The organism is Leptothrix mechoopdaensis (SeqCode), assembly GCF_053893855.1.
In genome coordinates this window covers 4,417,910-4,444,217 of sequence record NZ_CM132699.1, presented here as the reverse complement: position 1 = coordinate 4,444,217, position 26,308 = coordinate 4,417,910, and the positions used below count along the sequence as shown (strand labels likewise).

General features: G+C 70.8%; 22 protein-coding genes. 7 read left to right on the top strand and 15 right to left on the bottom strand.

The genetic code is table 11. The annotated features are described in order from the left end of the window. Positions 1-9: 9 nt before the first annotated feature. The 3 genes from trpE to rpe form a co-directional block, all read right to left on the bottom strand. Positions 10-1,497 carry an anthranilate synthase component I gene (gene trpE, locus ACWA7K_RS19410; RefSeq protein ID WP_456163393.1) on the bottom strand — a complete coding sequence of 496 codons (1,488 nt, stop codon included), beginning with the start codon at positions 1,495-1,497 and terminating at the stop codon, positions 10-12. A 313-nt stretch (positions 1,498-1,810) separates the two neighbouring features. After that, entirely contained in the window at positions 1,811-2,485 is a 675-nt protein-coding gene (gene gph, locus ACWA7K_RS19405; protein WP_456168879.1) for a phosphoglycolate phosphatase, read from the bottom strand. Between the two features lie 17 nt (positions 2,486-2,502). Beyond that, positions 2,503-3,198: a ribulose-phosphate 3-epimerase gene (gene rpe, locus ACWA7K_RS19400; protein WP_456163391.1), complete on the bottom strand. Its 696-nt coding sequence runs from the start codon at positions 3,196-3,198 to the stop codon at positions 2,503-2,505. A 105-nt stretch (positions 3,199-3,303) separates the two neighbouring features. On the opposite strand from rpe, the gene apaG reads away from it, so the two are divergent. The 3 genes from apaG (at position 3,304) to mltA (ending at position 7,257) form a co-directional block, all read left to right on the top strand. Further along, on the top strand, positions 3,304-3,678 hold the full coding sequence (gene apaG, locus ACWA7K_RS19395; RefSeq protein ID WP_456163389.1) for a Co2+/Mg2+ efflux protein ApaG: 375 nt from the start codon (positions 3,304-3,306) through the stop codon (positions 3,676-3,678). Positions 3,679-3,710: 32 nt separating this feature from the next. Then, a complete protein-coding gene (locus tag ACWA7K_RS19390) occupies positions 3,711-5,798 on the top strand; it encodes a site-specific recombinase (protein WP_456163387.1) in 2,088 nt (695 codons plus the stop codon). Positions 5,799-6,141: 343 nt separating this feature from the next. Continuing rightward, positions 6,142-7,257, top strand: a complete 1,116-nt coding sequence (gene mltA / locus ACWA7K_RS19385) for a murein transglycosylase A (protein ID WP_456163385.1) — start codon at positions 6,142-6,144, stop codon at positions 7,255-7,257. Between the two features lie 6 nt (positions 7,258-7,263). Here mltA and ACWA7K_RS19380 read toward each other — a convergent pair whose 3' ends face one another. Then, positions 7,264-7,845: an Lrp/AsnC family transcriptional regulator gene (locus ACWA7K_RS19380; protein WP_456163383.1), complete on the bottom strand. Its 582-nt coding sequence runs from the start codon at positions 7,843-7,845 to the stop codon at positions 7,264-7,266. 143 nt (positions 7,846-7,988) lie between these two features. Between ACWA7K_RS19380 and ACWA7K_RS19375 the strand changes: the two genes are divergently transcribed. Continuing rightward, a complete protein-coding gene (locus ACWA7K_RS19375; protein WP_456163381.1) occupies positions 7,989-11,543 on the top strand; it encodes an indolepyruvate ferredoxin oxidoreductase family protein in 3,555 nt (1,184 codons plus the stop codon). Between the two features lie 4 nt (positions 11,544-11,547). Here ACWA7K_RS19375 and ACWA7K_RS19370 read toward each other — a convergent pair whose 3' ends face one another. The 7 genes from ACWA7K_RS19370 to ACWA7K_RS19340 form a co-directional block, all read right to left on the bottom strand. Then, the gene (locus ACWA7K_RS19370) at positions 11,548-12,309 is read right to left on the bottom strand and encodes a sulfite exporter TauE/SafE family protein (protein ID WP_456163379.1); all 762 of its coding nucleotides are present in this window, start codon (positions 12,307-12,309) and stop codon (positions 11,548-11,550) included. Positions 12,310-12,373: 64 nt separating this feature from the next. Then, positions 12,374-12,652, bottom strand: coding sequence for a translation initiation factor IF-1 (gene infA, locus ACWA7K_RS19365; protein ID WP_456163377.1), 279 nt, complete (start codon positions 12,650-12,652; stop codon positions 12,374-12,376). A 47-nt stretch (positions 12,653-12,699) separates the two neighbouring features. Then, positions 12,700-13,404 (bottom strand): class I SAM-dependent methyltransferase, encoded by a 705-nt coding sequence (locus ACWA7K_RS19360; RefSeq protein WP_456163375.1) that lies wholly within the window; start codon positions 13,402-13,404, stop codon positions 12,700-12,702. Between the two features lie 256 nt (positions 13,405-13,660). After that, on the bottom strand, positions 13,661-13,933 hold the full coding sequence (locus ACWA7K_RS19355) for a hypothetical protein (RefSeq protein WP_456163373.1): 273 nt from the start codon (positions 13,931-13,933) through the stop codon (positions 13,661-13,663). A 210-nt stretch (positions 13,934-14,143) separates the two neighbouring features. Further along, on the bottom strand, positions 14,144-15,094 hold the full coding sequence (gshB, locus tag ACWA7K_RS19350) for a glutathione synthase (RefSeq protein ID WP_456163371.1): 951 nt from the start codon (positions 15,092-15,094) through the stop codon (positions 14,144-14,146). Between the two features lie 60 nt (positions 15,095-15,154). Further along, positions 15,155-16,342: a benzoate/H(+) symporter BenE family transporter gene (locus ACWA7K_RS19345; RefSeq protein WP_456163369.1), complete on the bottom strand. Its 1,188-nt coding sequence runs from the start codon at positions 16,340-16,342 to the stop codon at positions 15,155-15,157. Between the two features lie 4 nt (positions 16,343-16,346). Then, positions 16,347-17,474 carry an aminoglycoside phosphotransferase family protein gene (locus ACWA7K_RS19340; protein WP_456168877.1) on the bottom strand — a complete coding sequence of 376 codons (1,128 nt, stop codon included), beginning with the start codon at positions 17,472-17,474 and terminating at the stop codon, positions 16,347-16,349. A gap of 244 nt (positions 17,475-17,718) precedes the next feature. Between ACWA7K_RS19340 and ACWA7K_RS19335 the strand changes: the two genes are divergently transcribed. The 3 genes from ACWA7K_RS19335 to rsmA are packed head-to-tail and all read left to right on the top strand — an operon-like array spanning position 17,719 to position 22,396. Continuing rightward, positions 17,719-20,148, top strand: a complete 2,430-nt coding sequence (locus ACWA7K_RS19335; RefSeq protein ID WP_456163367.1) for an LPS-assembly protein LptD — start codon at positions 17,719-17,721, stop codon at positions 20,146-20,148. 48 nt (positions 20,149-20,196) lie between these two features. After that, on the top strand, positions 20,197-21,573 hold the full coding sequence (locus ACWA7K_RS19330; protein ID WP_456163365.1) for a peptidylprolyl isomerase: 1,377 nt from the start codon (positions 20,197-20,199) through the stop codon (positions 21,571-21,573). A 40-nt stretch (positions 21,574-21,613) separates the two neighbouring features. Then, positions 21,614-22,396, top strand: coding sequence for a 16S rRNA (adenine(1518)-N(6)/adenine(1519)-N(6))-dimethyltransferase RsmA (gene rsmA / locus ACWA7K_RS19325; RefSeq protein WP_456163363.1), 783 nt, complete (start codon positions 21,614-21,616; stop codon positions 22,394-22,396). A gap of 121 nt (positions 22,397-22,517) precedes the next feature. On the opposite strand, the gene ACWA7K_RS19320 is transcribed toward rsmA, so the two are convergent. From ACWA7K_RS19320 to ACWA7K_RS19305, 4 genes are all read right to left on the bottom strand, one after another. Continuing rightward, a complete protein-coding gene (locus ACWA7K_RS19320; RefSeq protein ID WP_275938346.1) occupies positions 22,518-22,649 on the bottom strand; it encodes a hypothetical protein in 132 nt (43 codons plus the stop codon). A gap of 38 nt (positions 22,650-22,687) precedes the next feature. Next, positions 22,688-23,083 carry a barstar family protein gene (locus ACWA7K_RS19315; RefSeq protein WP_456163361.1) on the bottom strand — a complete coding sequence of 132 codons (396 nt, stop codon included), beginning with the start codon at positions 23,081-23,083 and terminating at the stop codon, positions 22,688-22,690. A gap of 34 nt (positions 23,084-23,117) precedes the next feature. Next, a complete protein-coding gene (locus ACWA7K_RS19310) occupies positions 23,118-23,576 on the bottom strand; it encodes a ribonuclease domain-containing protein (RefSeq protein ID WP_456163359.1) in 459 nt (152 codons plus the stop codon). A 290-nt stretch (positions 23,577-23,866) separates the two neighbouring features. Continuing rightward, positions 23,867-26,161, bottom strand: a complete 2,295-nt coding sequence (locus ACWA7K_RS19305; protein ID WP_456163357.1) for an NADP-dependent malic enzyme — start codon at positions 26,159-26,161, stop codon at positions 23,867-23,869. Positions 26,162-26,308: the final 147 nt, after the last annotated feature.

Below are 26,308 nucleotides of genomic sequence, written 5' to 3'. Positions count from 1 at the left end.
CCTTCGCGCTCAGAAGCCTTCTTCGACCAGCTCGGCCGCGCGGATGACCGCGCGCATCTTGGCCTCGGTCTCCTTCCATTCCAGCTCGGGAACCGAGTCGGCGACCACGCCGGCGCCGGCCTGCACGTAGAGCGTCTGGTCCTTGATGACGCCGGTGCGGATCGCGATGGCCACGTCCATGTCGCCGGCATAGCTGAGGTAGCCGCAGGCGCCGCCGTAGATGCCGCGCTCGCTGACCTCCAGCTCGTCGATGATCTCCATCGCGTGGATCTTGGGCGCGCCGCTGAGCGTGCCGGCGGGGAAGCTGGCGCGCAGCACGTCCAGGCTGCTCATGCCGTCCTTGAGCACGCCCTCGACGTTGCTGACGATGTGCATGACGTGCGAATAACGCTCGATGCCGAAGGCCTCGGTGACCTTGACGGTGCCGGTCTTGGCGATGCGGCCGATGTCGTTGCGCGCCAGGTCGATCAGCATCAGGTGCTCGGCGCGTTCCTTGGCGTCGGCCAGCAGCTCGGTCTCGTGGCGCGCGTCCAGCTCGGGCGTCGCACCGCGCGGTCGGGTGCCGGCGATCGGGCGGATGGTGACGATCTTCTGCGTTCGGCCGTCGACCTCGCGGGCCTCCTGGCGCACCAGGATCTCGGGCGACGAACCGACGATCTGGAAGTCGCCCATGTCGTAGTAGTACATGTAGGGGCTGGGGTTGAGCGAACGCAGCGCCCGGTAGAGCGACAGCGGGCTCTCGGTGTAGCGCTTGTGGACGCGGTGCCCCAGCACGATCTGCATGCAGTCGCCGGCGGCGATGTATTCCTTGGCCTTGCGCACGGCGGCCTCGAAGTCGGCCTGGCGGGTCTCGTGTTCGACCGGATGCGCCGCGCCGCGCCGGACCTGCGGCGCCGCCACGCTGTAGCGCAGCTGGTCGGCCAGCTCGGACAGCCGGCGCTTGGCCTTGAAGTAGGCCTCGGACTGGCGCGGGTCGGCGTAGACGATCAGGTAGAGGCGGCCCGAGAGGTTGTCGATGACGGCCAGCTCCTCGGTCTGCAGCAGCTGGATCTCGGGCGTGCCGATGCCGCCGGGCAGGCGCGTGTCGGCCAGCTTCTTCTCGATGTAGCGCACCGTGTCGTAGCCGAAGTAGCCGGCCAGGCCGCCGCAGAAACGCGGCATGCCCGGGCGCAGCGCGACCTTGAAGCGCTGCTGGTAGGACTCGATGAAGTCGAGCGGGTTGCCCTCGTGGCGTTCGACCACGACGCCGTCGGTGACGACCTCGGTGACGCCCTCGCGGGTGCGCAGCAGCGTGCGCGCCGGCAGGCCGATGAAGGAGTAGCGGCCGAAGCGCTCGCCGCCGACGACCGATTCGAGCAGGAAGCTCAGCGGCCGGCCACCGGCCAGCTTCAGGTAAAGCGACAGGGGCGTCTCGAGGTCGGCGAAGGCCTCGCTGACCAGCGGGATGCGGTTGTAGCCCTCGCGGGCCAGGCTCTGGAATTCAAGTTCGGTGATCACGTGTCGGCTCCTGGGACACGCCATCGGCACGCGCATCGCGGCCCTGGAAGGCCGATCGGGCGGGACGTTGCCGGGCGGTCGGTTGATGCGGATGAAGCTCGGGGACTGCACCGCCGGGGGTGCGGATCCGGACGCGGCGCCATGAGGACACGGCTCGGTGCGGATCGACGTGGCGCGGCGCCTTCAGCAGGCGGCCACGTGGCCGGCGCGGCTCAGCGGCGCCAGGGCCAGGCTCCCCGGTCATGCGACCCGGGCAGCGTGATGAGGTGACGGACGAGGGTCCGTTTCCGTGAGCGGAACATGGGCGCGAAGTCTAGTCGAAGGCCAGCGCGTCGAGCCGGTCCAGGTGGGCCAGCGCGGGCACCGCGTCGATCGGCTCGCCGTGGTTGTAGCCGTGGCGCACCAGCACGACCGGACAGCCGGCCGCGTGGGCGGCCTCGGCGTCGTTGCGCGAGTCGCCGACCATCAACGTGCGCGACGGCTCGGTGCCCAGCGCCCGGCAGGTCTCGATCAGCGGCAGCGGATCGGGCTTCTTGCGCGCGAAGGCGTCGCCGCCGAAGACCTGCACGAAGTGGCCGTCCAGTCCCTTCAGCGCCAGCAGCGGCCGGGCGAAGTCGCCAGGCTTGTTGGTCAGGCAGGCCAGCGGCAGACCGAGTGCGCGCAGTCGCGCCAGGCCTTCGGCGACGCCCGGGTAGACGTCCGAATGCCGGCCGTTGATCGCCAGGTAGTGGCGCTGGTAGGCGGCCCAGGCCGGCTCGTAGAGCGCGTCGACATCGGCCGCGCCGACCTGCGCCAGCGTGCGGCGGATCAGGTGCTCGCTGCCCTTGCCGACCGTGCGCGAGACGAAGGCGCGGTCGACGCCCGGCAAGCCCAGCTCGGCCAGCATCAGCCCGAGCGCGACGACGAAGTCGCCCTGGGTGTCGACCATCGTGCCGTCGAGGTCGACGATGGCGGCCTCGATCGGCCGGCCCTGCAGCGTCGGGAACATCCGGCTCACGACGGGCGTCACGCCGCCAGCTCGGCGCGCATCGCGTCGATGACGGCCTTGTAGTCGGGGGCGTTGAAGATCGCGCTGCCGGCCACGAAGGTGTCGGCACCGGCGTCGGCGACGCGGCGGATGTTGTCGACCTTGATGCCGCCGTCGACTTCCAGGCGGATGTCGCGCCCGCTGGCGTCGATCAGCCGGCGGGCCCGCTCGATCTTGCGCAGCGCGCTGTCGATGAAGCTCTGGCCGCCGAAGCCGGGGTTGACGCTCATGATCAGGATCAGGTCGACCTTGTCGAGCACGTACTCGAGCACGTCGAGGCTGGCGGCCGGGTTGAACACCAGCCCGGCCTGGCAGCCGGCGCCCTTGATCAGCTGCAGCGTGCGGTCGACGTGCGTGCTGGCGTCCGGGTGGAAGCTGACCAGGTTCGCGCCGGCCTTGGCGAAGGCCAGCGCCAGCTCGTCGACCGGGCTGACCATCAGGTGGACGTCGATCGGCGCGGGCGTGCCGTCGGGCTTGACGCTGTGTTTCTTCAGCGCCTGGCAGACCATCGGGCCGAAGGTCAGGTTGGGGACGTAGTGGTTGTCCATCACGTCGAAGTGGATCCAGTCGGCGCCCGCAGCGAGGACGTTGCGGACCTCGTCGCCCAGGCGGGCGAAATCGGCCGAGAGGATGGAGGGCGCGATGCGCGCGTGGGCGGCGGTGTGGGCAGGCATCCGCCAATTCTAGGGAGACAGGGCCGGCCTCCGACGGGTCGACAGGAACGTGAGCAATTGCACACGACGGGTGTTCCAGAATGTCACCGGTCTATGATCCGAAGCATGAGCGCACCCTCCTTCAGCTGTTCGGTGAAGACGGAATTCCTCGTCGAACAATCCGACCCGGCGCGCGGCGTCTACGCCTACGCGTACACGATCGTGATCAGCAACACCGGCGACGTCCCGGCGCAGCTGATCGGGCGCCACTGGCTCATCAGCGACGCCGCCGGCCACACCGAGGAAGTCCGCGGCCTCGGCGTCGTGGGACACCAGCCGCTGCTGCGGCCCGGCGAGCGCTTCGAATACACCAGCTGGACCCGCCTGGCGACGCCGCACGGGCGCATGCGCGGCACCTACTTCTGCATCACCGAAGACGCCCACTGGTTCGAGGCCGCCATTCCGGCCTTCGAGCTGGGTCAGGCGCACGCGCTGCATTGATCGGGCTCCTTCGACGGCGCTGGTCCCTGCGGGTGTGGGACCTGACCGCACTGCTCAACGCCGCCGATGCCCGCGCCAGCCGGCCTGAACGGCACCTCTGGCTGATCCGCCTGGTCGAGTGGCTGCGCAGCGCGCCGCCGCAGCCGGGCGCACGCAACGAGCTGCGCACCGACATCCGCGCCCAGCCCGGCGCCGTCGAGCCGGCCAACGGCGAAGCCAGCCCCTGGCCGCTGCGCCGGCTGCGCCACCTGCTGAACGTGCTGGAGCGCCATCCGCACCACGCCGAACCGGTCCGCCAGCTGCTGCGTTCGGCCCTGACCGGCACCGACGTCGCCGCGCTGCTGGCCGACTTCGGCTTCGCGCCGCGGGCTTCGCTGACCAGCGAACTCGGCCAGCGCCTGCGCCGCGCACTGCTGCCCGGCACGCCCGACACGGCCGACCTCGGCGAACTGTTCCAGCTGGTTTTCCGCCATCGCGACGACGCCCGTTGGCTGGCCCAGGTCGACGCGGTGACCTGGCGCCGGCTGGCCCGGCTGCTGGTCGACGAGGACCTGTCGGCGCATTGGCGCGGCGCGGTGCTCGACTCGATCCAGCTGCTGGCCGCGCAGGTGCGCGCCTCCGGCCTGTCGGGCACGCTGCGCCCGCGCATGGACGAGCGCCTGCTGGCGCAGCGGCCCTTCCATCACCTCGCGCAGAGTGCCCAGCACCTGGCCGACGTGGCCGACCTGGACGGCCATGCCGCGCCCGACCGGCTGCAGCACCAGGCCGACGCGCTGCGCATCCAGCTGCAGGCCTGCCGGCGTGCGGCCGATTCGGTGCGCGCGCATCTGGAGGAAAGCGGCGTCTCGGTCGACGTGGTGTTCGAGGTCGCGCAGTTGCGCGAGCGCGTGCGCCGCATCGAGATCCTGCTGACGCTGCTGACCAGCCCGCAACCCGAGCGCGACTGGCCCGGCCTGGTCGTCGAGCTGGCGCAGGCGGTGCAGGACCGGCGCGGGCTGCGGCGGCTGTTCGCGCGCCACTACTCGCTGCTGGCGCGCAAGGTCACCGAACGCAGCGCCGAGACCGGCGAGCACTACATCACCCGCAACCGCGACGAGTACCGCCGCATGCTGTGGCGGGCCTGTGGCGGCGGCGTGGTCGTGGCGGGCACCACGCTGATGAAGTCGGCGCTGGGCGCGCTCGGCTTCTCGGCCTTCTGGGGCGGCTTCTGGGCCGGCATCAACTACGCCGGCAGCTTCGTGCTGATCCAGCTGATGGGCTGGACGCTGGCGACCAAGCAGCCGGCCATGACCGCACCGGCGATGGCCGCCAAGCTCGAAGGCGGCAGCCTGGACGACGAGCAGGTCGAGTCCTTCGTCGACGAGGTCACGCACCTGATCCGCAGCCAGATGGCCGGCATCGTCGGCAACCTGGCCGCCGTCGTGCCGGTGGTGCTGGCGCTGCAGCTGGCCGCGCATGCGGTGTTCGGCCGCGCCGCCATCGGTGTCGACGAGGCACGGTCCATCCTGGCCCACCTGACGCTGCTCGGTCCGACGCTGCTGTTCGCCGCCTTCACCGGCGTGCTGCTGTTCGGCTCCAGCCTGATCGCCGGCTGGGTCGAGAACGCCTTCGTGCTGCACCGGATCGACAGCGCCATCGCCTGGAACCCGCGCATCGTGCAGCTGCTGGGCCAGTCGCGCGCGCAACGCTGGGCGACCTGGTGGCGCGGCCACATCTCCGGCCTGGCGGCCAACGTGTCGCTGGGCCTGATGCTGGGCCTGGTACCGGCGCTGGCGCTGTTCTTCGGCCTGCCGCTGGAGGTCCGCCACGTCACGCTCGGCGCCGGCCAGATCGCGGCGGCGGCCGGTGCGCTGGGCTGGGCGGTGCTGCGCGAGCCGGCGTTCTGGTGGTGCGTCGCGGCGGTGCCGCTGGTGGGCACGCTGAACCTGCTGGTGAGCTTCGCGCTTGCCTTCCGGGTGGCGATGCGTTCGCGCGGCCTGCGCCTGCAGGATCGCGGCCGGCTGCAGTCGGCCCTGGTGTCGCGGCTGCGCAGCCAGCCGATGACCTTCCTGCGCCCGCCCGCCGGGCCGGCGCCGGAACACCTGACGACCCAGCCGCCGACCATCGTCTCCGGCGACTGAAGCCCCGGCCGGCGCGGCCCCTGGCGCTCAGGGCTGCTGGTCGTCCTCGACCCGCTCGCCGCCCTTGCGGCCGGAGAACATCGTCCACCAGACGATGCCCACCAGCAGGGCGCCCGCCCCGAGGGCTTCCAGCAAAATGATCCACATGCCTGTTCGCTCCGTTCGCCTTGTCCGCTACCCGCAACCTGTTTCGCAACCCGTCCCCGAGCGGGTCGACTTGCCCGCTCCGGCCGAAGGCGGCGCGATTCTAGGCAGGCGGCTCCCGCGCCTCGCCCCACACCTCGCTCCACACCTCGCCCTGTGCCTGGCACTGGCCCTGTCGGCCTGCACGACGCCCACGCCGATGACGCCACCCGCACCAGCACCGGTCGAAGGCCCGGGCTCGCTGCCGCCGCCGGTCGTCAGCCCCGAACCGGCAACCGGCACCGAGACGATCCGCACGACCGCCCGCGGCCGCTGGGTCCGCAGCGACTGGAGCGCCCTGCCCGGCTGGAACGACGACAGCCTGACGCTGGCCTGGCCGGCGCTGCTGCGCAGCTGCGAACGGTTGACGACACCCGTCTGGACCCCCGTCTGCGACGCCGCCCGCGCGATCGGCCCGGCCGCCGACGAAACCCGCATCCGCCAGTTCCTGTCGACCCGCCTGCAACCCTGGCGCGTCGAGGGCCCGACCGGTCAGGTCGACGGCCTGATGACCGGCTATTTCGAGCCGCTGGTCGAGGCCAGCCGCGTGCGCACCCCCCGTCAGACCGTGCCGCTGTACGCGCCGCCGGCCGACCTGGCCACGCGCAAGCCCTGGTACACGCGGGCCCAGATCGACACCCTGCCGGCCGCGCTCGACGCGCTGAAGGGCAAGGCGATTGCCTGGGTCGCCGATCCGCTCGACGCCACGCTGCTGCAGGTGCAGGGCTCCGGCCGGCTGATGCTGACCGAGCCGGACGGCCGCAAGCGCATGGTCCGGCTGGCCTATGCCGCCAACAACGACCACCCCTTCATGCCGCTGAGCCGCTGGCTGGTCCAGCAAGGTGCCTTCACGCTCGAACAGGCCAGCTGGCCGGCGATCCGCGACTGGGCCCGCGCCAACCCGCAGCGGGTGCGAGAGCTGGTCAACGTCAACCCGCGCTACGTCTTCTTCCGGGAGGAAGCGCTGCCCGATCCGTCGATCGGCGCGGTCGGCGCGCAGGGCGTGCCGCTGACGCCGGGCCGCTCGATCGCGGTCGACAAGGACAGCATTCCCTACGGCACCCCCGTCTGGCTGGCCTCGACCGAGCCGCAGCCCTGGTCGCTGAACCCGCCGCCGGCCCGGCCGCTGCAGCGCCTGGTGATGGCGCAGGACACCGGCAGCGCGATCGTCGGCGCGGTCCGGGCCGACTACTACTGGGGCTGGGGCGATGGCGCCGAAGACCGCGCCGGCCGCACCAAGCAGCCGCTGCGGCTGTGGGCGCTCTGGCCGCGCTGATCCCCGTCAGCCGGCCCCGCGCATGGGTCCGAGAAGGTGCCCGAGCGGCAGCACCTGCCCGGCCTTGACCTCGCCGAGCGAGAAGCTGGTGTGCATGTCCTTGACGTGCGGCAGCTTGAACAGCGTCTCGCGCACCCAGCGCGAATAGGCGTCGATGTCGGTGGCGACGACCTGGGCCTCGAAGGTGCCGGTGCCGCTGATGAAGTGGCATGACAGCACCTCGGGCAGCGCGCGGATCGCCGCCTCCAGCGCCTGGGTCGCCTCGGCGTCGTTGCGGTCGGCGTCGATGCGCACGAAGGCCAGCACGCCCAGCCCGATCCGGCGCCGGTCGATCTCGGCCCGGTAGCCGGTGATGTAGCCCTGCTGCTCCAGCCAGCGCACGCGCCGCCAGGTCGGCGCGGCCGACAGGCCGATGCGCGAGGCCAGCTCGGCGTTCGACAGCCGCGCATCGCGCTGCAGCTCCCCCAGGATGGCGATGTCGTAGCGGTCCAGCCCGGTCGCGTGGGAAGGCTCGGCCGGCTCGACGGACGCGGTCGAGGGTTCGGCCAGCGAGTTGCGGGTTTTCCCTTGAATGTTCGATTCTGGCAAGGCTGATTCTCCGGTCGGCCATTCGGATCTTATTTCTTGCTGGCTGACAGCCGATCGGCGCAAAGAAGGAAAACACCTGTCGGGCCAGTCTGCCTAGACTTTGAGCCTTCCCGCTGTGCCTTCCGCCCCTTCTGGAGCCCGCCATGAACGCCCCCCTGCCCGACGCCATCCGCCGTGCCCTGGAAGCCGTCACGCTCGACGACAAGTACACGCTCGCGAGCGGCAGCGCCTTCATGAGCGGCACCCATGCGCTCGTGCGCCTGCCGATGCTCCAGCAGCTGCGCGACGCCCGCGCCGGGCTGGACACCGCCGGCTTCATCAGCGGCTACCGGGGCAGCCCGCTGGGCGGCTACGACCAGGCGCTGTGGCAGGCCAAGGCCCATCTGGCCAGGCAGAACATCGTCTTCCAGCCGGGCGTCAACGAGGAACTCGCCGCCACCGCCGTCTGGGGCAGCCAGCAGCTGGACCTGGACCCGGGCCGGCGCAAGCACGACGGCGTGTTCGGCATCTGGTACGGCAAGGGGCCGGGCGTCGACCGCTGCAGCGACGTCTTCAAGCACGCCAACATGGCCGGAACGGCCCGCCACGGCGGCGTGCTGGCGATTGCCGGCGACGACCACGTCGCCAAGAGCAGCACCGCCGCGCACCAGAGCGACCACATCTTCAAGGCCTGCGGCCTGCCGGTGTTCTTCCCGGCCAGCGTGCAGGAGATCCTGGACATGGGCCTGCACGCGATCGCGATGAGCCGCTATGCCGGCGTCTGGTCGGCGATGAAGACGATCCAGGAAGTGGTCGAGAGCGCCACCACCGTCACGGTCGACCCGGACCGCGTGCGCATCGTCCTGCCCGAAGACTTCGCGATGCCGCCGGGCGGCCTGCACATCCGCTGGCCCGATGACCGCATCGAGCAGGAAGCCCGGCTGATGAACCACAAGTGGTACGCCGCGCTGGCCTACGTGCGGGCCAACCGGCTCAACCACACCGTGATCGACTCGCCCGACGCCCGGCTCGGCATCATGGCCAGCGGCAAGGCCTACAACGACACCCGCCAGGCGCTGGCGGACCTGGGGCTGGACGAGGCGACCTGCCGGCGCGTGGGCATCCGGCTGCACAAGGTCGGCGTGGTCTGGCCGCTGGAGGCGACCGTCACGCGTGCCTTCGCCACCGGCCTGCAGGAGATCCTGGTGGTCGAGGAGAAGCGCCAGGTCATCGAGTACCAGCTCAAGGAAGAGCTCTACAACTGGCGCGCCGACGTGCGCCCGGACGTGGTCGGCAAGTTCGACGAGGTCGAGGGCGACCACAGCGGCGGCGAGTGGAGCCGCCCGAACCCCAGCGCCAACGGCCTGCTGCGCGCGACGCTGGACCTGACGCCGGCGCTGATCGCCAAGGCCGTCGCCAAGCGGCTGATGCGCCTGGGCGTGCCCGAGGACGTCGCCGCCCGGATGCGCCAGCGCCTGGCCGTCATCGAGGCCAAGGACCGCGCGCTGCAGACCCACGACATCACCACCGGCGAGCGCACGCCCTGGTTCTGCAGCGGCTGCCCGCACAACACCAGCACCCGCGTGCCCGAAGGCTCGCGCGCGCTGGCCGGCATCGGCTGCCACTTCATGGCGCTGTGGATGGACCGCCAGACCCACACCTACACGCAGATGGGCGGCGAGGGCGTGCCCTGGGTCGGGCAGGCGCCGTTCACGACCGAGCCGCACGTGTTCGCCAACCTCGGCGACGGCACCTACTACCACTCGGGCCTGCTGGCGGTGCGCCAGAGCATCGCCGCGGGCGTCAACATCACCTACAAGATCCTGTTCAACGACGCGGTGGCGATGACCGGCGGCCAGCCGGTCGACGGCACGCTGAAGGTGCCTGAGATGAGCCGCGAGCTGGACGCCGAGGGCGTGCGCCGCATCGTCATCGTGACCGACGAGCCGGCCCGCTACACCGATGACGCGGCCATCAAGGCACGGCTGGCACCCGGCGTGACGATCCGCCACCGCGACGCGCTCGACGCCGTGCAGCGCGAGCTGCGCGAGACCGCCGGCTGCACCGTGCTGATCTACGACCAGACCTGCGCGACCGAAAAGAGACGTCGCCGCAAGCGCGGCACGATGGTCGATCCGGCCCGCCGCGTCGTCATCAACGAGGCCGTCTGCGAAGGCTGCGGCGACTGCTCGACGCAGAGCAACTGCCTGTCGATCGAGCCGGTGGAAACGGCCTTCGGCCGCAAGCGCCGGATCAACCAGAGCACCTGCAACAAGGACTTCTCCTGCGTGAAGGGCTTCTGCCCGAGCTTCGTGACGGTCGAGGGCGGCCAGCTGCGCAAGCCGAAAAAGGACACCCGCGTCGACCCGGACACGTTGCCGCCGCTGGCCGAGCCGCGCCTGCCGGTGGCGCGCGAGGCCTGGGGCATCGTGGTGGCCGGCGTCGGCGGCACCGGCGTCATCACGATCGGCCAGCTGCTGGGCATGGCCGCGCACCTGGACGGCAAGGGCGTCGTCACGCAGGACTCGGCCGGCCTGGCGCAGAAGGGCGGCGCGACCTGGAGCCACATCCAGATCGCCGAACACGCCGGTGCGCTGCACACCACCAAGGTCGACACCGCCAAGGCCGATCTGGTGATCGCCTGCGACGGCATCGTCGCGGCCAAGAAGGAGACCGTCTCGGTGATGGCCGAGGGCCGCACCTGGGTGACGCTCAACACGCACCGCACGCCGACCGCCTCGCTGGTGCACGACCGCGACTGGGCCTTCCCGGCCGAGTCCTGCGAACGCGCGCTGCGCGCCACGGTCGGCACCGACGCGCTGGTCGCCTTCGATGCCGAGACGCTCGCCACCCAGCTGCTGGGCGACTCGATCTACACCAACCCGCTGCTGCTGGGTCACGCCTGGCAGCACGGCCGCATCCCGCTGAGCCGCGCCGCGCTGCGCCGGGCGATCGAGCTGAACGGCACGCAGGTCGCCAACAACCTGGCGGCCTTCGAATGGGGCCGGCGCTGCGCCGTCGACCTGGCCGATGTCACCGCCAGGGCCGGCGGCAGCAGCGGCGCGCAGGTGATCCAGTTCGTCAAGCGGCCGTCGCTGGACGAGCTGATCACCACCCGGGTCCAGGCCCTGACCGCCTACCAGGACGCCGGCTATGCCCGCGCCTACGCCGAGCTGGTCGAACGCGTTCGCGCGGCCGAGGCCCCACTGGGCAGCACCCGGCTGACCGAGGCGGTGGCCCGCAACCTGCACAAGCTGATGGCCTACAAGGACGAATACGAGGTCGCCCGGCTGCATGCCGATCCGGCCTTCGACGCCCGCATCGCGGCGATGTTCGAGGGCGACGTGCGCATCGTCCACCACCTCGCGCCGCCGCTGCTGGGCCGCACCGACGCGAACGGCCAGCCGGTCAAGTCGGCCTTCGGCCCGTGGATGCACCGCGTGATGCCGTGGCTGGCGAAGCTGAAGTTCCTGCGCGGCACCGCCTTCGACCCGTTCGGCCGGACCGAGGATCGCCGCACCGAGCGCGCGCTGGTCGGCGAGTACCGCGAAACGGTCGAGCAGCTGATCGCCGGGCTGACGGCTGACCGGCTGGCGCTGGCGGTGGAGATCGCGCAGCTGCCGGACGGCATCCGCGGCTACGGTCACGTCAAGGCGAAGAACCTGGCGGCGGTGCGCGAACGCTGGAACGCGGCGCTGGTGCGCTGGCGCGCCGCCTGAAGCGTCAGCGCAGGAAGAACAGGACCGACATCACCACGCCGGTCACGATGACGATGCCGCGCACCCAGGCCGCCGGCAAGCGGCGGGCGATGCGCGCACCGCCAAAGCCGCCAGCGGTGGCCGCCGCAGCCATCAGCAGCGCCTGCGGCCAGTGCACGGCACCGGCCCAGGCGAAGGCCGCGACGCTGAGCAGCGACAGCAGCAGCGAGTTGAGGTTCTTCAGCGCGTTGGCGGTGTGGATGCGCGACTCGCCCGCCAGCGTGTAGAGCGCCATCAGCAGGATGCCCAGGCCGCCGTTGAAGTAGCCGCCGTAGACCGCCACGACCAGCAGGCCGGCCGTGCGCGGCCAGGCGGTCGGCGACGGCTCGGCGCCCGGGCTGCGGGCCCGCCAGGCGGCCATCAGCCTCGGGCCGAAGGCGAACACCAGCGTCGCGAACAGCAGCAGCCACGGCACCAGCGCCGAGAAGACCTTGGCGGGCGTGACCAGCAGCAGCAGCGCGCCGGCAACACCACCGGCGCTGCAGATCAGGCCTTCTCGCCACAGCAGGGCGCGCGGCAGGGCCGACAGTTCGGCCCGGAAGCCGAGGGCACTGCCCAGGTATCCCGGCGACACCGCCACCGCGCTGGTCGCGTTGGCGGCGATGGGCGCCACGCCGGTCAGGACCAGGGCGGGAAAGGTCAGGAAGCTGCCTCCCCCGGCAATGGCGTTGAGCACACCGGCGCCGAAGGCGGCCGTCAGCAGCAGGAGCGCGTCGGCGGCGGTCATGGGTCCGGGGGGCCGGGGGATCGGTGCGACGCCCTGCGATCAGGACGCCGGTTCAGGGACCGGATCAGCGCGAGCGACGGGCGCCCGAACCACCTTGCGGACCACCGGTACCAGGCGCGCGGCGCTCGATGTGGCGGAAGGTGATGCGGCCCTTGCTCAGGTCGTAGGGCGACAGTTCCAGCGACACCGCGTCGCCGGCCAGGATGCGGATGTGGTGCTTGCGCATCTTGCCGGAGGTGTAGGCGACCAGGATGTGGCCGTTGTCCAGCGTGACGCGGTAGCGCGAGTCGGGCAGGACTTCGGTGACCTGGCCGTGCATTTCGATGAGTTCTTCCTTGGCCAAATGAGGCTCCTTCGTGTCGAGGTGTGAGGGTGTGCAGCGGGCGTCGATCAGGACGGCAGGCTGCGGCGGTAATGAAGCAGGCGGCCGCGGTAGCCGGCGCGGACATCGGCGCCACCGTGCAGCACGGTCTCGTCGAGGTCGTAGCCCAGCGCGTCCATGCGGCGGTGGAAGGGGCTGCGATTGCTGCGGTTCGGGTCGACGATCAGCACCTCGCCGGTCGACGACGCGTGGCGCTCGATGAAGGCAGCGAGCACGCCGCCTTCGTCGCGTTCGTACAGCACGTCGCTGCCCATGATCAGTTCATAGCGGCCCTGCAGGCGCGCGCCCTGGGCGCACTGCGGGTCCAGGTCGGCTTCCTGCGGCGCGGCCCAGTCGCCGTGCCGGTAGCGCATCGGCGCCATGCCGTTCAGGCGCACGTTCTCGTCGAGGAACTGCTGCGCCAGCGGGTGGCAGTCGCTTGCCGTGACGCGGGCGCCGCGCCGGTGGCAGACCAGGCTGGCCAGCGCCAGCCCGCAGCCGATCTCGAGGATGCCTTCGTCGGCCTGCACCGGACGCCGTGCCACGACGGACGCCAGTTCCTGCGACGACGGCCAGACCAGTCCGAACAGCGGCCATGCCGCCGAGGAGATGCCGATGGCTTCGGCGGCACCGTCGGGATCGGCGTACTGCTGGCGGTCGCTCAGCGACCGGATGTGCAGATCGGCCACGCCTGTGACCTCGACCTGTTCGAACTTGACCTGGTAACCCGGCAACGGGGCTCCTCGCTGGGACGGATCTGGGACCGGACCGTCTGTGGATCGACGCTGTGCGGCAGACGCGACGGTCAGATCGATCTCGCATGAGCGCCCTGGGGCGGACGTCATGCGCGCCGAAAGGCAGACACGCGAGGCAAAACGGTGGGGGTAGGGCTTCCGGACCTTGGATGTCCCGGAAGGCGCGGAAGTGTACACGGCGGCCCCTGGCGCCGTCAGGCAGGAAACCCGAGCGACGGCAGGGTGTCGTTCAGGCTCAGGTGGTCACCGCAGTGGCGATGGCCGGGCTCTCGAACATCGGGACGACGTCGCCGCGCCAGCGACCGGCCCGTTCACCGTCGCCGCCGGCCAGCCATTCGCTCAGGACCTGGTCGGCTTCCTGCGGTTCGAGGAACACCGTGGCGGTGCGCAGACCGACGACACGGCCACGCGCCAGGCCCATCGGGTCGGCAGGATCGGAGAGGGAAGGATCGTCCACCCGCGTCAGGCGGATCTGGTAGCGAGGCGCCGCATAGGGGAAGGCTTGCACAGCGGGGAGCTCCTGGTTGGGTTCGCGAGTCGATCACGCCGTCGTGACACCTGCGCGAACTGCCCCGGGACTGGCCCCAGGGCCCGACTCCGTGATACTCGGACGACGCTCCCGTGGCGTCAATGCGGAACTACGCGGGCGGCCGGTCGCTGTGGAAGCCGGGCCACGTCACACCCCCGACATGAGCGTCGGGGTTTCAGATCGGGATGCTCAGCCGCGCAAGGCCGCTTCCAGCGCGTCGACGTAGAGCGCCGCGACATCGCAGCCGGTCTGGTCGGTGATCTCCTGGAAGCAGGTCGGGCTGGTGACGTTGATCTCGGTCAGGCTGTCGCCGATCACGTCCAGGCCGACCAGCAGCAGGCCGCGCGCGAGCAGCACGGGGCCCAGCGCCTCGGCGATCTCGCGGTCGCGCGGGCTCAGCGGCCGGGCGACGCCCTTGCCGCCGGCGGCCAGGTTGCCGCGGATCTCGCTGCCCTGCGGGATGCGCGCCAGGCAGAACGGCACCGGTACGCCGCCGATCAGCAGCACGCGCTTGTCGCCGTCGACGATCGCCGGCAGGTAGCGCTGGACCATCACGGTCTGCGCGCCGTCGCGGTTGAGCGTCTCGATGATCGAGCCGAGGTTCAGGCCGTCCGGCCCGACCCGGAAGATGCCCATGCCGCCCATGCCGTCGAGCGGCTTGAGGATCACGTCGCGGTGTTCGGCGTGGAACTCGCGGATCGCGTTCGCGTCACGCGTGACCAGCGTCGGCGCGGTGTACTGCGGGAACTCCAGGATCGCCAGCTTCTCCGGGTGGTCGCGCAGCGCCTGCGGCCGGTTGAAGACCCGCGCGCCCTCGCGTTCGGCCTGCTGCAGCAGGTGGGTGGCGTAGATGTACTCGGCATCGAACGGCGGGTCCTTGCGCATCAGCACTGCGCCGACATCGGCGAGCGCGACGGTGTCGGTCTCGGTGACGCGGAACCAGTCGTCGGCGTCACCGGTCAGCGCCAGCGTGCGGGTGTTGCGGGCGACGACCCGGCCGCCGTGCTGCCAGACCAGGTCACGCGGCTCGCAGGCCAGGATGCCGTGACCGCGCCGGGCGGCCTCCCGCATCATCGCGAAGGTCGAGTCCTTGTAGGTCTTGAAGGTCTCGATCGGGTCGGCGACGAAGAGCAGGTCCATGGGGGTGCGATCGGAAGAAGGTCGGAGGGATCGGGAAGGCCGGGCGGCGCGGGCGCGGCCTCACCGGGCGCGCCAGTTTTGCACAGCGACCGCGAGCGTGCCGGCGACCACGCCCCAGAAGGCCGCGCCGATGCCGGCCAGGCTGACGCCGCTGAGCGTCACGAGGAAGGTGATCAGCGCCGGTTCGCGCCAGCGCGTCTCGCCCAGCGCCGTGGCCAGTCCGCCGCCGATCGTGCCCAGCAGCGCCAGCCCGGCAACCGCCAGCACCAGCGCCTTCGGGAAGGCCGCGAGCAGGCCGACGACCGCGCCGCCGGCCAGCGCCATCAGCAGGTAGAACACGCCGGCCATGACGGCGGCGGTGTAGCGCCGCGCCGGGTCCTCGTGGGCCTCGCGGCCCATGCAGATCGCGGCGGTGATCGCGGCCAGGTTGAAGCTGTAGCCGCCGAACGGCGCCAGCAGCAGGCTGACCAGCCCGGTCGTGCCGATCACCGGCGAGACCGGCGTGTCGTAGCCGGCCGCGCGCTGCGCCGCCACGCCGGGCAGGTTCTGCGAGGCCATCGTCACGACGAACAGCGGCAGCGCCAGCCCGACCAGCGCACGCCAGGTGAACTCGGGCGGGGTCCAGACCGGCCAGGCGGGTTGCGCGGTGACATCCCCCAGGTGCAGCTGACCCTGCGTCGCGGCAATCGCCAGCCCGGCCAGCAGCACGACCGGCACGGCGTAGCGCGGCCAGAGCCGGCGCCCGAGCAGGTAGGCCAGCAACATGCCGGCGACCAGCGCCAGATCGGTGCGCAGCGCGGCGAAGGCGTCGAGCGCGAAGCGGGTCAGCACGCCCGCCAGCAGCGCGGCGGCGATGGGTTGCGGCAGGCGGTCCATCACGCGCTCGAACACGCCCGTCCAGCCGGCCAGCGCGATCAGCGCGGCACAGGCCATGAAGGCGCCGATGCCTTCGGCCATCGTGACGCCGTCCATGCCGGCGGCGGCCGAGGCGATCAATGCGGCGCCGGGCGTCGACCAGGCCGTCAGCACCGGCTTGCGCCAGCGCAGGCTCAGGCCGATGCTGGTCAGCCCCATGCCCAGGCCCAGCGCCCACAGCCACGAGGTCAGTTCGGCCGGCGTCGCGCCCAGCGCGCGGGCGGCCTGGAACACGATCACGACCGAGCTGGTGTAGCCCACCAGCACCGCGACGAAACCGGCGACGACGGCCGGCAGCGACAGGTCGGCGAAGAAATGGCGGCGTTCGCTCACCGCGTCAGAAGGTGTAGCCGTCACGGGCTTCCACCTTGGCCAGCGCCTCCAGCAGGCGCGCCAGCGGCGTCAGCACCGAATAGCGCATGGCCACGTGATGGGCCTGGCGCCAGACCCGCGGCAGGTCGTCGAGGTAGGCGTGCTTGCCGTCGCGGTGCGACAGGCGGGCGAAGATGCCCAGCACCTTCAGGTGGCGCTGCAGGCCGGTCCATTCGAGGTCGCGCCAATAGGTGCCGAAGTCGTCGGGCACCGGCACGCCCGCCTTGCGGGCGCGCTCCCAGTAACGCGCCGCCCAGTCGATCTGCTGGGCCTCGTCCCAGTCGAGGTAGGCATCGCGCAGCAACGAGACGAGGTCATAGGCGACCGGGCCGAGCACCGCGCCCTGGAAGTCCAGCACGCCCGGGTTGGGCGCGGGGCCGGCGCCTTCGGTCTCGACCGGTGCGCAGACCATCAGGTTGCGGCTGTGGAAGTCGCGGTGCACCAGCACCTGGGCCTGGCTGGTGAAGACCTGGGTGATCTGCTCGAAGGCCCGTTCGAGGCCGGCGCGCTGGCGGTCGTCCAGCGTCATGCCCTGGTGGCGGGCGATGTACCACTCGGGAAAGATGTCCAGCTCGCGCCGCACCATCGCGGCGTCGTAGCGCGGCAGCGTGTCGGGCACGGCGATGCCTTGAAGCGTCACCAGCGCGCCGATCGCGTCGCGGTAGAGCCCGTCGGCGCGGCGCTGGTGGGCGCCCTGTTCGAGATCCAGCGACAGCAGCTCGGCCTGGTAGGTTCGCCGGCCCAGGTCGGTCAGCAGCAGGAAGCCGTGTTCGACCTGCCAGTCCAGCACCTGCGGCACGTTCAGCCCGGCGCCGCGCAGCAGCGCGCCGATGTCGACGAAGGCGCGGTTGTCCTCGACCGCCGGCGGCGCGTCCATCACGATGAAGGTGGCGGGCTGGCCGGCCGCCTCGCCCTGGACGCGGAAGTAGCGCCGGAAGCTGGCGTCGGCGCTGGCCGGCGCAAGGGTCTGCGGCTGCAGCGCGTAACGCGGGGTCAGCGTGCCGAACCAGGCCTCGAAGGCGGTCTGACGGGCCGGATCGGCCCAGGTGACGGCGGCGGCCGTGGCGATCGGGGACGGCTGGGAATCGGGCATCGGGACGTGGCTCTCGGCATCGGCGAGCCCCCCTCCGACGGCCCCGCGCAGGCACCAGCCGATCAGGACCCGCATGGGATAATCGAGCGATTTTAGCGAGCCGGGCTCGCGGACCTTGTGCCCTCCACCGGGCCCGTCCGCGTCGGCGCTTCACCCTGGATTGCGCCCGTCCCCTGTGCCTGCCTGCCGCCGTCGCCTCCCCCGTCTGACCACCCTGGCTGCCGCCCTGGCCACGCTGTCGACCTTGCCCGCGCAAGCCGACGAGGCCGCCGCGCCGGTCGAGGCCCGCAGCGCCGTCACCCCGGCCCAGGCCTGCCGGATCGTCAACTGGCGCCGCGCCTCGCGCGGCGGACTGCGGCCGGTCACGGCGGCACCGTCGGGCGGCCAGCCGACCGAGGCCGACCGCATCGTGGTCGAGGCCGACCGCCTGTCCGGCGAGACCGGCCAGAGCCTGCAGGCGCGCGGGGACGTCCGGCTGCAGCGCGGCGACCTGACCGTGCAGGCCGACGAGCTCGAATACCGCTACCCGACCGACCGCCTGCGCGCGATCGGCTCGATCGAGATGTGGCGCGGGCAGGACTACTACAGCGGCAGCGAGATCGACATCGACACGCGCGAGTCCGAAGGCTGGTTCCTCAAGCCGACCTTCCGTTTCGCCCGCACCCAGGCCGGCGGCGGCGCCGACCGGATCGACTTCCTCGGCCGCGACCGCATGGTCGTGCTCGGCGCCACCTACAGCAGCTGCGAGGCCGAGCCCGGCCAGACCGTTCCCTGGCAGCTCAGCGCCAGCCGGGTCCGGCTGGACTTCGAGGCCAACGAGGGCCTGGCCGACGGCGCCGTGCTGCGTTTCTTCGACGTGCCGATCCTGGCCTGGCCAGTGCTGAGCTTCCCGGTCACCGATGCGCGCAAGTCGGGCCTGCTGCCGCCCCACATCAACCTGGCCAGCACCAGCAGCCTCGAACTCGGGGTGCCGTACTACTGGAACATGACGCCGTCGCACGACGCGACGATCACGCCCTACCTGTCGCTCAAGCGTGGCTTCGCGCTCGACAGCGAGTTCCGCTACCTGGGCGACCGGGAAGGCGGTTCGATGTCGTCCTCCTGGCTGCCCAACGACCGCGACACGCGCACGCAGCGCTGGTCGTTCGGCTGGCGGCATGCGGGCGTCCTCGGCGGTGGCAGCGGCGAAGACGCGCCGACCGATCCCGGCTGGACCTACGACTGGCGCACGCTGCGGGTCTCCGACGACAACTACTGGAAGGACGGCCTGCGCGGCATCGACTCGCTGACGCCGCGGCTGCTGGGCTCGACCGGGCAGATCCGCCAGCGCCGTTCGCTGCGATCCGACGACGCGGCCGAGATCGACCAGTGGCTCTACGCCCGCGTCCAGCACTGGCAGGTCCTGCAAAGCACCACCGCGAGCGACACCATCGTCGCGCCCTACCAGCGCGAACCGCAGGTCGGTGCGCTGTGGCGGGCGCAGCACGGCGGGCTGAGCGGCTCGCTGCAGACCGAGGCCAACCGCTTCACCCGCGTGCAGGACAGCTCGCGCTCAGGGTCGCGCGCCCACCTCGTCGGCGACCTCGCCTGGGCGATCGGCGAGGACGGCTGGCTGCTGACGCCGCGCGCCAGCCTGAACTCGGTTCACTACCAGACCGACGATCCGCTGGCCAGCGGCACCCGCCATGCCGGCCGGACCATCCCGACCTTCAGCCTGGACAGCGCCTGGACCTTCGAACGGTCGACCCGGCTGTTCGAGCGCGACATGACGCAGACGCTCGAACCCCGTCTGCTCTACGTCCACACGCCCTGGCGCGACCTGGCCGGCATGCCGAACTTCGACAGTGCCCGGCTCGACCTGAACGCCCACAGCCTGTTCTCGCCGAACGCCTTCTCCGGCGTGGACTGGGTCTCGGAGGCCGACCAGATCACCGCCGGCCTGAGCTCGCGCTACCTCGATGCCGGCAGCGGCGCACAGCTGGCGAGCGTGGGCATCGCCCAGCGCTACGTGCTCAGCGAACCGAAGGCCGCGCCGGACGCGCGCCAGGTCGCCAAGGGCTACTCGGACCTCTACCTGCTCGGCAGCCTGAACACGGTCCCGAACTGGTCGTTCGAATCGGCGGCGCAGTACAGCCCCGAGTCGCGCCAGGTGCAGCGCAGCATCAACAGCGTCAGCTACTCGCCGGGGCCGTTCCGCACCGCGACGCTGAGCTACCGGCTGCAACGCGGCGCCAGCGAACAGGTCGCGCTGGGTTGGCAGTGGCCGATCCAGGGACCGACGCCGGCCCAGAACGCGGTGGCGCAGGCACGCGCCAGCGCGGCGGCCAGCAGCACGTCGGCGTCCAGCTGCACGGGCACGCTCTATGGTGTCGGCCGGCTGGACTACAGCGTCACCGACCGGCGCGTCTCCGGCGCGGTGGTCGGCTTCGAATACGACGCCGGCTGCTGGATCGGCCGGGTCGTCGCGCTGCGCCAGTCGACCGGCGCCAGCGCGGCGACGACCCGGCTGATGCTGCAGCTGGAGCTGGTCGGCCTGTCCCGCCTGGGCACCAACCCGCTCGGGGTCTTGAAAGACAATGTGCCCGGCTACACGCTGCTGCGCGACCCGAAGTCCGACACCGGGCTGATGCCGGGCGCCGGCTCCGCCATCACGTCCGCCAGCCCGATCCCCTGACGTCCGATCGACAGCCCGCCGACGCGGCCGACCTGAACGACCTTGCGCATGACCTCCCCTGACCGCTCGACCCCCCGCACCGGCGCGCGCCGGCTCGCCCTGGCGATCCCGCTCGCAGCCCTGCTGGCCGCCAGCCTGTGCCTGGGCACCGGCGCCGCCGCACAGGCCGCGAATCCGCCTGCCACGGCCCAGGAGACCTCGCGCCAGAGTGCCGACTACATCGTCGCCATCGTCAACCGCGAGCTGGTCACCAACAGCGAGGTGCAGGCCCGGCTGCAGCGCATCGAGGCCGAGGCGGCCCGCTCGGGCAACCGCCTGCCGGCCCGCGACGTGCTGCTGCGCGATGTCCTGGACCAGCTCATCGACGAACGCGCCCAGCTGACGCACGCCGCCGACAGCGGCCTGCGCATCGACGAGGCCGAGCTCGACCGGACCGTCGCCAGCGTGGCGGCGCAGAACTCGCTGAGCGTGGCCGAACTGCGCAACCGGCTGCGCGCCGAAGGCCAGGACTACGCCCGCTTCCGCGACACGGTGCGCGACCGGATGGTGCTGGAGCGCGTTCGCGAGCGCGACGTCCAGGCCCGCATGCGCATCGTTGACGCCGACATCGAGAACTGGCTGGCCCGCGAACGCGAGAAGGCCGGCGCGGTCAACGAATACAACATCGCCCAGATCCTGATCGCCGTGCCCGAGAACGCCACGCCGGCCGAGACCGCCGCGCGACGCGCCCTGGCCGTGACCGTGCTGCAGCGCCTGAAGGCGGGCGAGGAGTTCGGCGCGCTGGTCAAGTCGACCTCCGACGCCTCGAAGGCCAACAACGGCGAGCTCGGACTGAAGCGCGGCGACGCCCTGCCCGACCTGTTCGTCGAGGCCGTCCGGCCGCTGCTGGCGGGCGAGGTCGCGCCGCAGGTGGTGCGCTCGGGCGCCGGTTTCCACATCCTGCGGCTGGTCGAGCGACGCGACGCCGCGCTGGCGGTCACTCAGACCCGCGCGCGCCACATCCTGCTGCGACCGGCTCCGGGCGCGGACGAGTCGGCCGTGATCCGCCGGCTGGAGGACTTCCGCCGGCGCATCACGGCGGGCCGTGCCCGCTTCGACGAACTGGCGCGCCAGTTCTCCGAAGACGGCAGCGCGCCGAACGGCGGCGACCTCGGCTGGGCCTCGCCGGGCCAGTTCGTGCCCGAGTTCGAGCAGGTGATGCAGTCGCTGGACATCAACGAGGTCTCCGAACCGCTGGTCTCGCGCTTCGGCGTGCACCTGATCCAGGTGCTGGAGCGCCGTCAGGTCAGCCTGGACGTGCGCCAGCAGCGCGAGGCCGCCCGTGCGGCGCTGCGCGAGCAGAAGTACGAGGAGACCTACCTCGAATGGGCCCGCGAGGTGCGCGCCCGCGCCTACGTCGAACTGCGCGAACCGCCCGGCCAGTGAACCGCCCTGCCGACCCCCTGCACGTCCACCGGACCGCCGCTTGAAACACATCGCCCGCAAACGCTTCGGCCAGCATTTCCTGGTCGACACCGCCCTGCTCGACCGCATCGTGCGCAGCATCGATCCGCGGCCCGGCGAGGCGCTGGTCGAGATCGGCCCGGGCCTGGGCGCGATGACCGACCCGGTGGTGGCGCGCTGCGAGAAGCTGACGGTGGTCGAGCTGGACCGCGACCTGGCGGCCCGGCTGCGCAAGCGCCCGGAGCTGACGGTGGTCGAATCCGACGTGTTGCGGGTCGACTTCGGCGCCCTGGCCACGCAGCTGTGCGCCCCCGGCCAGAAGCTGCGCGTGATCGGCAACCTGCCTTACAACATCTCCAGCCCGATCCTGTTCCACCTGCTCGAACACGTCGACGCGATCGAGGACCAGCATTTCATGCTGCAGAAGGAAGTCGTCGACCGCATGGCCAGCGCGCCGGGCTCGAAGGACTACGGCCGGCTGTCGGTGATGCTGCAGTGGCGCTACGACATCGAGTCGCTGCTGGACGTGCCGCCGGAGGCGTTCGATCCGCCGCCGCGTGTCGACTCGGCGGTGGTGCGCATGACGCCGCTGGCGCAGCCGCCGGCGATCGACGTCAAGCTGCTGGGCGAACTGGTCACATCGGCGTTCTCGCAGCGCCGCAAGCTGCTGCGCCACAGCCTGGGCCGCTGGCTGGAACAGCGCGGCAGCCAGAGCGACTTCAACCTGCAACGTCGGGCCGAGGAAGTGCCGGTGGCCGAGTTCGTCGCGCTGGCGGTCGAACTGGGCGTGGCAACGCCGGCCTGAAGCAGTCGCAAGACAAGAGAAAAGGCTCGCAAAATGAAAAGGCCCGCAGTCTGCGGGCCTTGTCGGGGTAGGCGGTGTGGACGACCGCCCGGTGCATCGAGTGAACGCTGACCGCGTCGGATCAGGCGGCGACCAGCCAGTTGGCGGTGTCGAACGCGCTGCTCATCAGCGGCATGTGCGGCGCGAAGGTCGGCGCTGCGTTCTTGGTCGGCTTCGGTGCCGGCTTGACCGGCTGCTGCTCGATGGGGGCCACTTCAGCCCGCTCCCATTGCCCGTTGTCCTGGGAGCGGGCTACTGAAAAGAATAGAAGCACCTGAAGGGTATCTTTCGTTCCCCCCAGAAGTCGGCGGTGTCACGGAAGACGTCGAGCACCTGCTCGCGCACCTCGCGGTCGAAGCGCGGGTTGTCGGGCAACTGCTCGAGCACCACGACGAAGCCTGCCTGCTCGCCCGACTTGTAGACCAGATCGGTCATGCAGTCGTGCAAGGCATCAAGGTTCTTGCCGAAGTGGGCCGGGAACAGGAAAGCCTGGGCGATGCCTTCCAGCACGTCCTGCTTGGTCTGTGCCGAAGACAGGTTGGCGTAGAGGAAGTGATGACCCATGGCCTGGGCCGCCGCCAATAGATCGTCCACGCGGAAGGCCCGGATGGCCTGCACGATGTTGGGACGCACGGTCTGCAGAAGCATGATGTTCTCTTAGCGCTTTCAGTCCTCGCCTTGATCACTGCACGATGCGCCTGAAGCTCGCATAGTGATCCTGGGTGTAGTAACAGACATCCGGAGACCGGGGTTGGTTCCCGCCACACACGATGCGCCGGGCTCCGCGATCTCGCGATCCGGGGGTCGGCACGGTGTACTCACGGTAGTAGCCTCGAGGCTCGCGGGGCAGCAGTCGCTCACGATTGCCGAACACCGAACCATCCTTGTTCGGGTAGGGAAACGGACCGCCGACAAGGATCAGGCGATGCGTCTGGCGGGCTTCAGGAGGCAGCTCGGACAGCGCGACAGCCGCTTGCGTGGCTGCCACCGGAGCGGCTTCCCGGGCCTGCGCAACAGGGGTCGCCGCGATCCCGATGCTCCCGACGCCCAAGGCGCCGACCAGACCGGTCAACGAGACCACTGCCGCCAGGGCCACCCGACTGGCCACCCTACTGACCACCACTCTCGACCACCGCAGCATGCAAGCACCACCTTGGATGAAACGGCCTCGAAACACGAAGGGCACCCTGGAAAACTGAGGCCGGATGGTAGCCGTTCGGGCACTGAAGCTCAAGGCATTGCCTCAATTTTCAGCAATGCCTACGGTCTTTTTCCGGTTTGTAAGCGTGCGCAAACTTGCGCTGCAAACCTTCAGGCTGAATCACCCAAGCGATCGCCCTGCGCGTTTGAGGGGTGTGCCGCAGCGCAGCATCAGAAGGGTGTTCCGGAGCCGCCGGCATCCCGCGCGGCGGCTCCGATGCTGCACTGCACTCAGCGGGCGGCGTTGGCGTCCGCGACGGTCAGTGCCGTCATGTTGACGATCCGGCGCACGGTGGCCGAGGGCGTCAGGATATGCACCGGCTTGGCCGCACCCAGCAGGACCGGGCCGATCGCGATGCCGCCGCCTGCTGCCGTCTTCAGCAGGTTGTAGCTGATGTTGGCGGCGTCGATGTTGGGCAGCACCAGCAGGTTCGCCTCGCCGCTCAGCGCGCTGCGCGGCATCAGCTCCTTGCGGTAGACCGGGTCGAGCGCGGTGTCGCCGTGCATCTCGCCGTCGACCTCCAGCCAGGGGGCCTTCTCGCGGATCAGCTCCAGCGCCTCGCGCATCTTGATCGCCGATGGCTGGTTGCTCGAACCGAAGTTCGAGTGCGACAGCAGCGCCGCCTTGGGCTGGATGCCGAAGCGCAGCATCTCCTCGGCGGCCATCACGGTGATTTCGCAGAGCTGCTCGGCCGTCGGGTCGTAGTTGACGTGCGTATCGACCAGGAAGACCTGGCGGCCGGGCAGCACCAGGCCGTTCATGCAGGCGTAGGTCTTGACGCCCGCGCGCCGGCCGATCACCGGGTCGATGTACTGCAGGTGATAGCCGGTGTTGCTCCAGGTGCCGCAGATCAGCCCGTCGACATGGCCCTTGTGCAGCAGCATCGAGCCGATCAGCGTCATGCGCCGGCGCATCTCGATCTTGGCCAGCTGCACGGTGACGCCCTTGCGGTCCATCAGCTCGTGGTAGGTCTGCCAGAAGTCGCGGTAGCGGGCGTCCTCGTCGATGTTGACGATCTCGAAGTCGCGGCCTTCCTCCAGCCGCAGGCCGAGCTGCTCGATGCGGTGGCGGATGATGCTGCCGCGACCGACCAGCACCGGGTAGGCCAGGCCCTCGTCGACGACGACCTGCACGGCGCGCAGCACGCGGCGGTCCTCGCCTTCGGCATAGGCGACACGACGTGCCTTGGCGCGCTTGGCCACCGCGTAGATTGGCTTCATGACGGTGCCGGACGCGTACACGAAGGCCTGCAGCTTGTCGCGGTAGGCGTCCATGTTGGCGATCGGCCGCGTCGCGACGCCCGATTCAACCGCCGCCAGCGCCACGGCCGGCGCGATCTGCATCATCAGGCGCGGATCGAAGGGCTTGGGGATCAGGTACTCGGGGCCGAACTTCAGCGTCGCGCCGGCATAGGCGGCGGCCACCACGTCGTTCTGCTCGGCCTGGGCCAGGTCGGCGATGGCGCGGACGGCGGCGATCTCCATCTCGTCGGTGATCGTCGTCGCGCCGCAGTCCAGCGCACCGCGGAAGATGTAGGGGAAACACAGGACGTTGTTGACCTGGTTCGGATAGTCGGTCCGGCCGGTCGCCATGATCGCGTCGTCGCGGACCGCCTTGACCTCCTCCGGCATGATTTCCGGGGTCGGGTTGGCGAGCGCGAAGATGATCGGGTGGGCGGCCATGCTGGCCACCATGTCCGCCTTCAGCACGCCACCGGCCGACAGGCCCAGGAAGATGTCGGCGCCGGCCATGACCTCGCGCAGCGTGCGCAGGCCGGTGGGCTGGGCGAACTCGGCCTTGTCCGGGTCCATCAGTTCGGTGCGGCCCTCGTAGACCACGCCGGCCAGGTCGGTCACCCAGATGTTCTGGCGCGGCAGGCCCAGCTTGACCAGCAGGTTCAGGCAGGCCAGCGCGGCCGCGCCGGCGCCCGAGGCCACCAGCTTGACCTGGTCGATCGGCTTCCCGACCACCTTCAGGCCGTTCAGCAGCGCCGCGCCGACGACGATCGCCGTGCCGTGCTGGTCATCGTGGAAGACGGGGATGCGCAGGCGCTCGCGCAGCTTGCGTTCGACGTAGAAGCAGTCGGGCGCCTTGATGTCCTCGAGGTTGATGCCGCCGAAGGTCGGCTCCAGCGCGGCGATCACGTCGACCAGCTTGTCGAGGTTGCGTTCCTCGATTTCCAGGTCGAAGACGTCGATGCCGGCGAACTTCTTGAACAGGACGCCCTTGCCTTCCATCACCGGCTTGGACGCCAGCGGGCCGATGTCGCCCAGGCCCAGCACGGCGGTGCCGTTGGTGACGACGGCGACGAGGTTGCCGCGCGAGGTGTAGCGGAACGCGTTGGCCGGATCGTCGACGATCTCCTCGCAGGCATAGGCCACGCCGGGCGAATAGGCCAGCGCCAGGTCACGCTGGTTGACCAGCTGCTTGGTCGGCGAGATGGCGATCTTCCCGGGTGTCGGGAACTCGTGGTACTCGAGGGCGCTGCGACGCAGCTGTTCGCGTTTTTCTTCGGAGGACGACATGGACGGACCTTGTGGCGGGGACGGCGGGGCGTGGATTCTAGGAATCGCCGGTCGCTGCAGACGCAGCCCGACCCACGGACTGCGGCATCCGGCCATGCGTTCGACGCATGCGAGCTGCGAGTGTCGGCCGCGCGTCAGGGCCTGCCA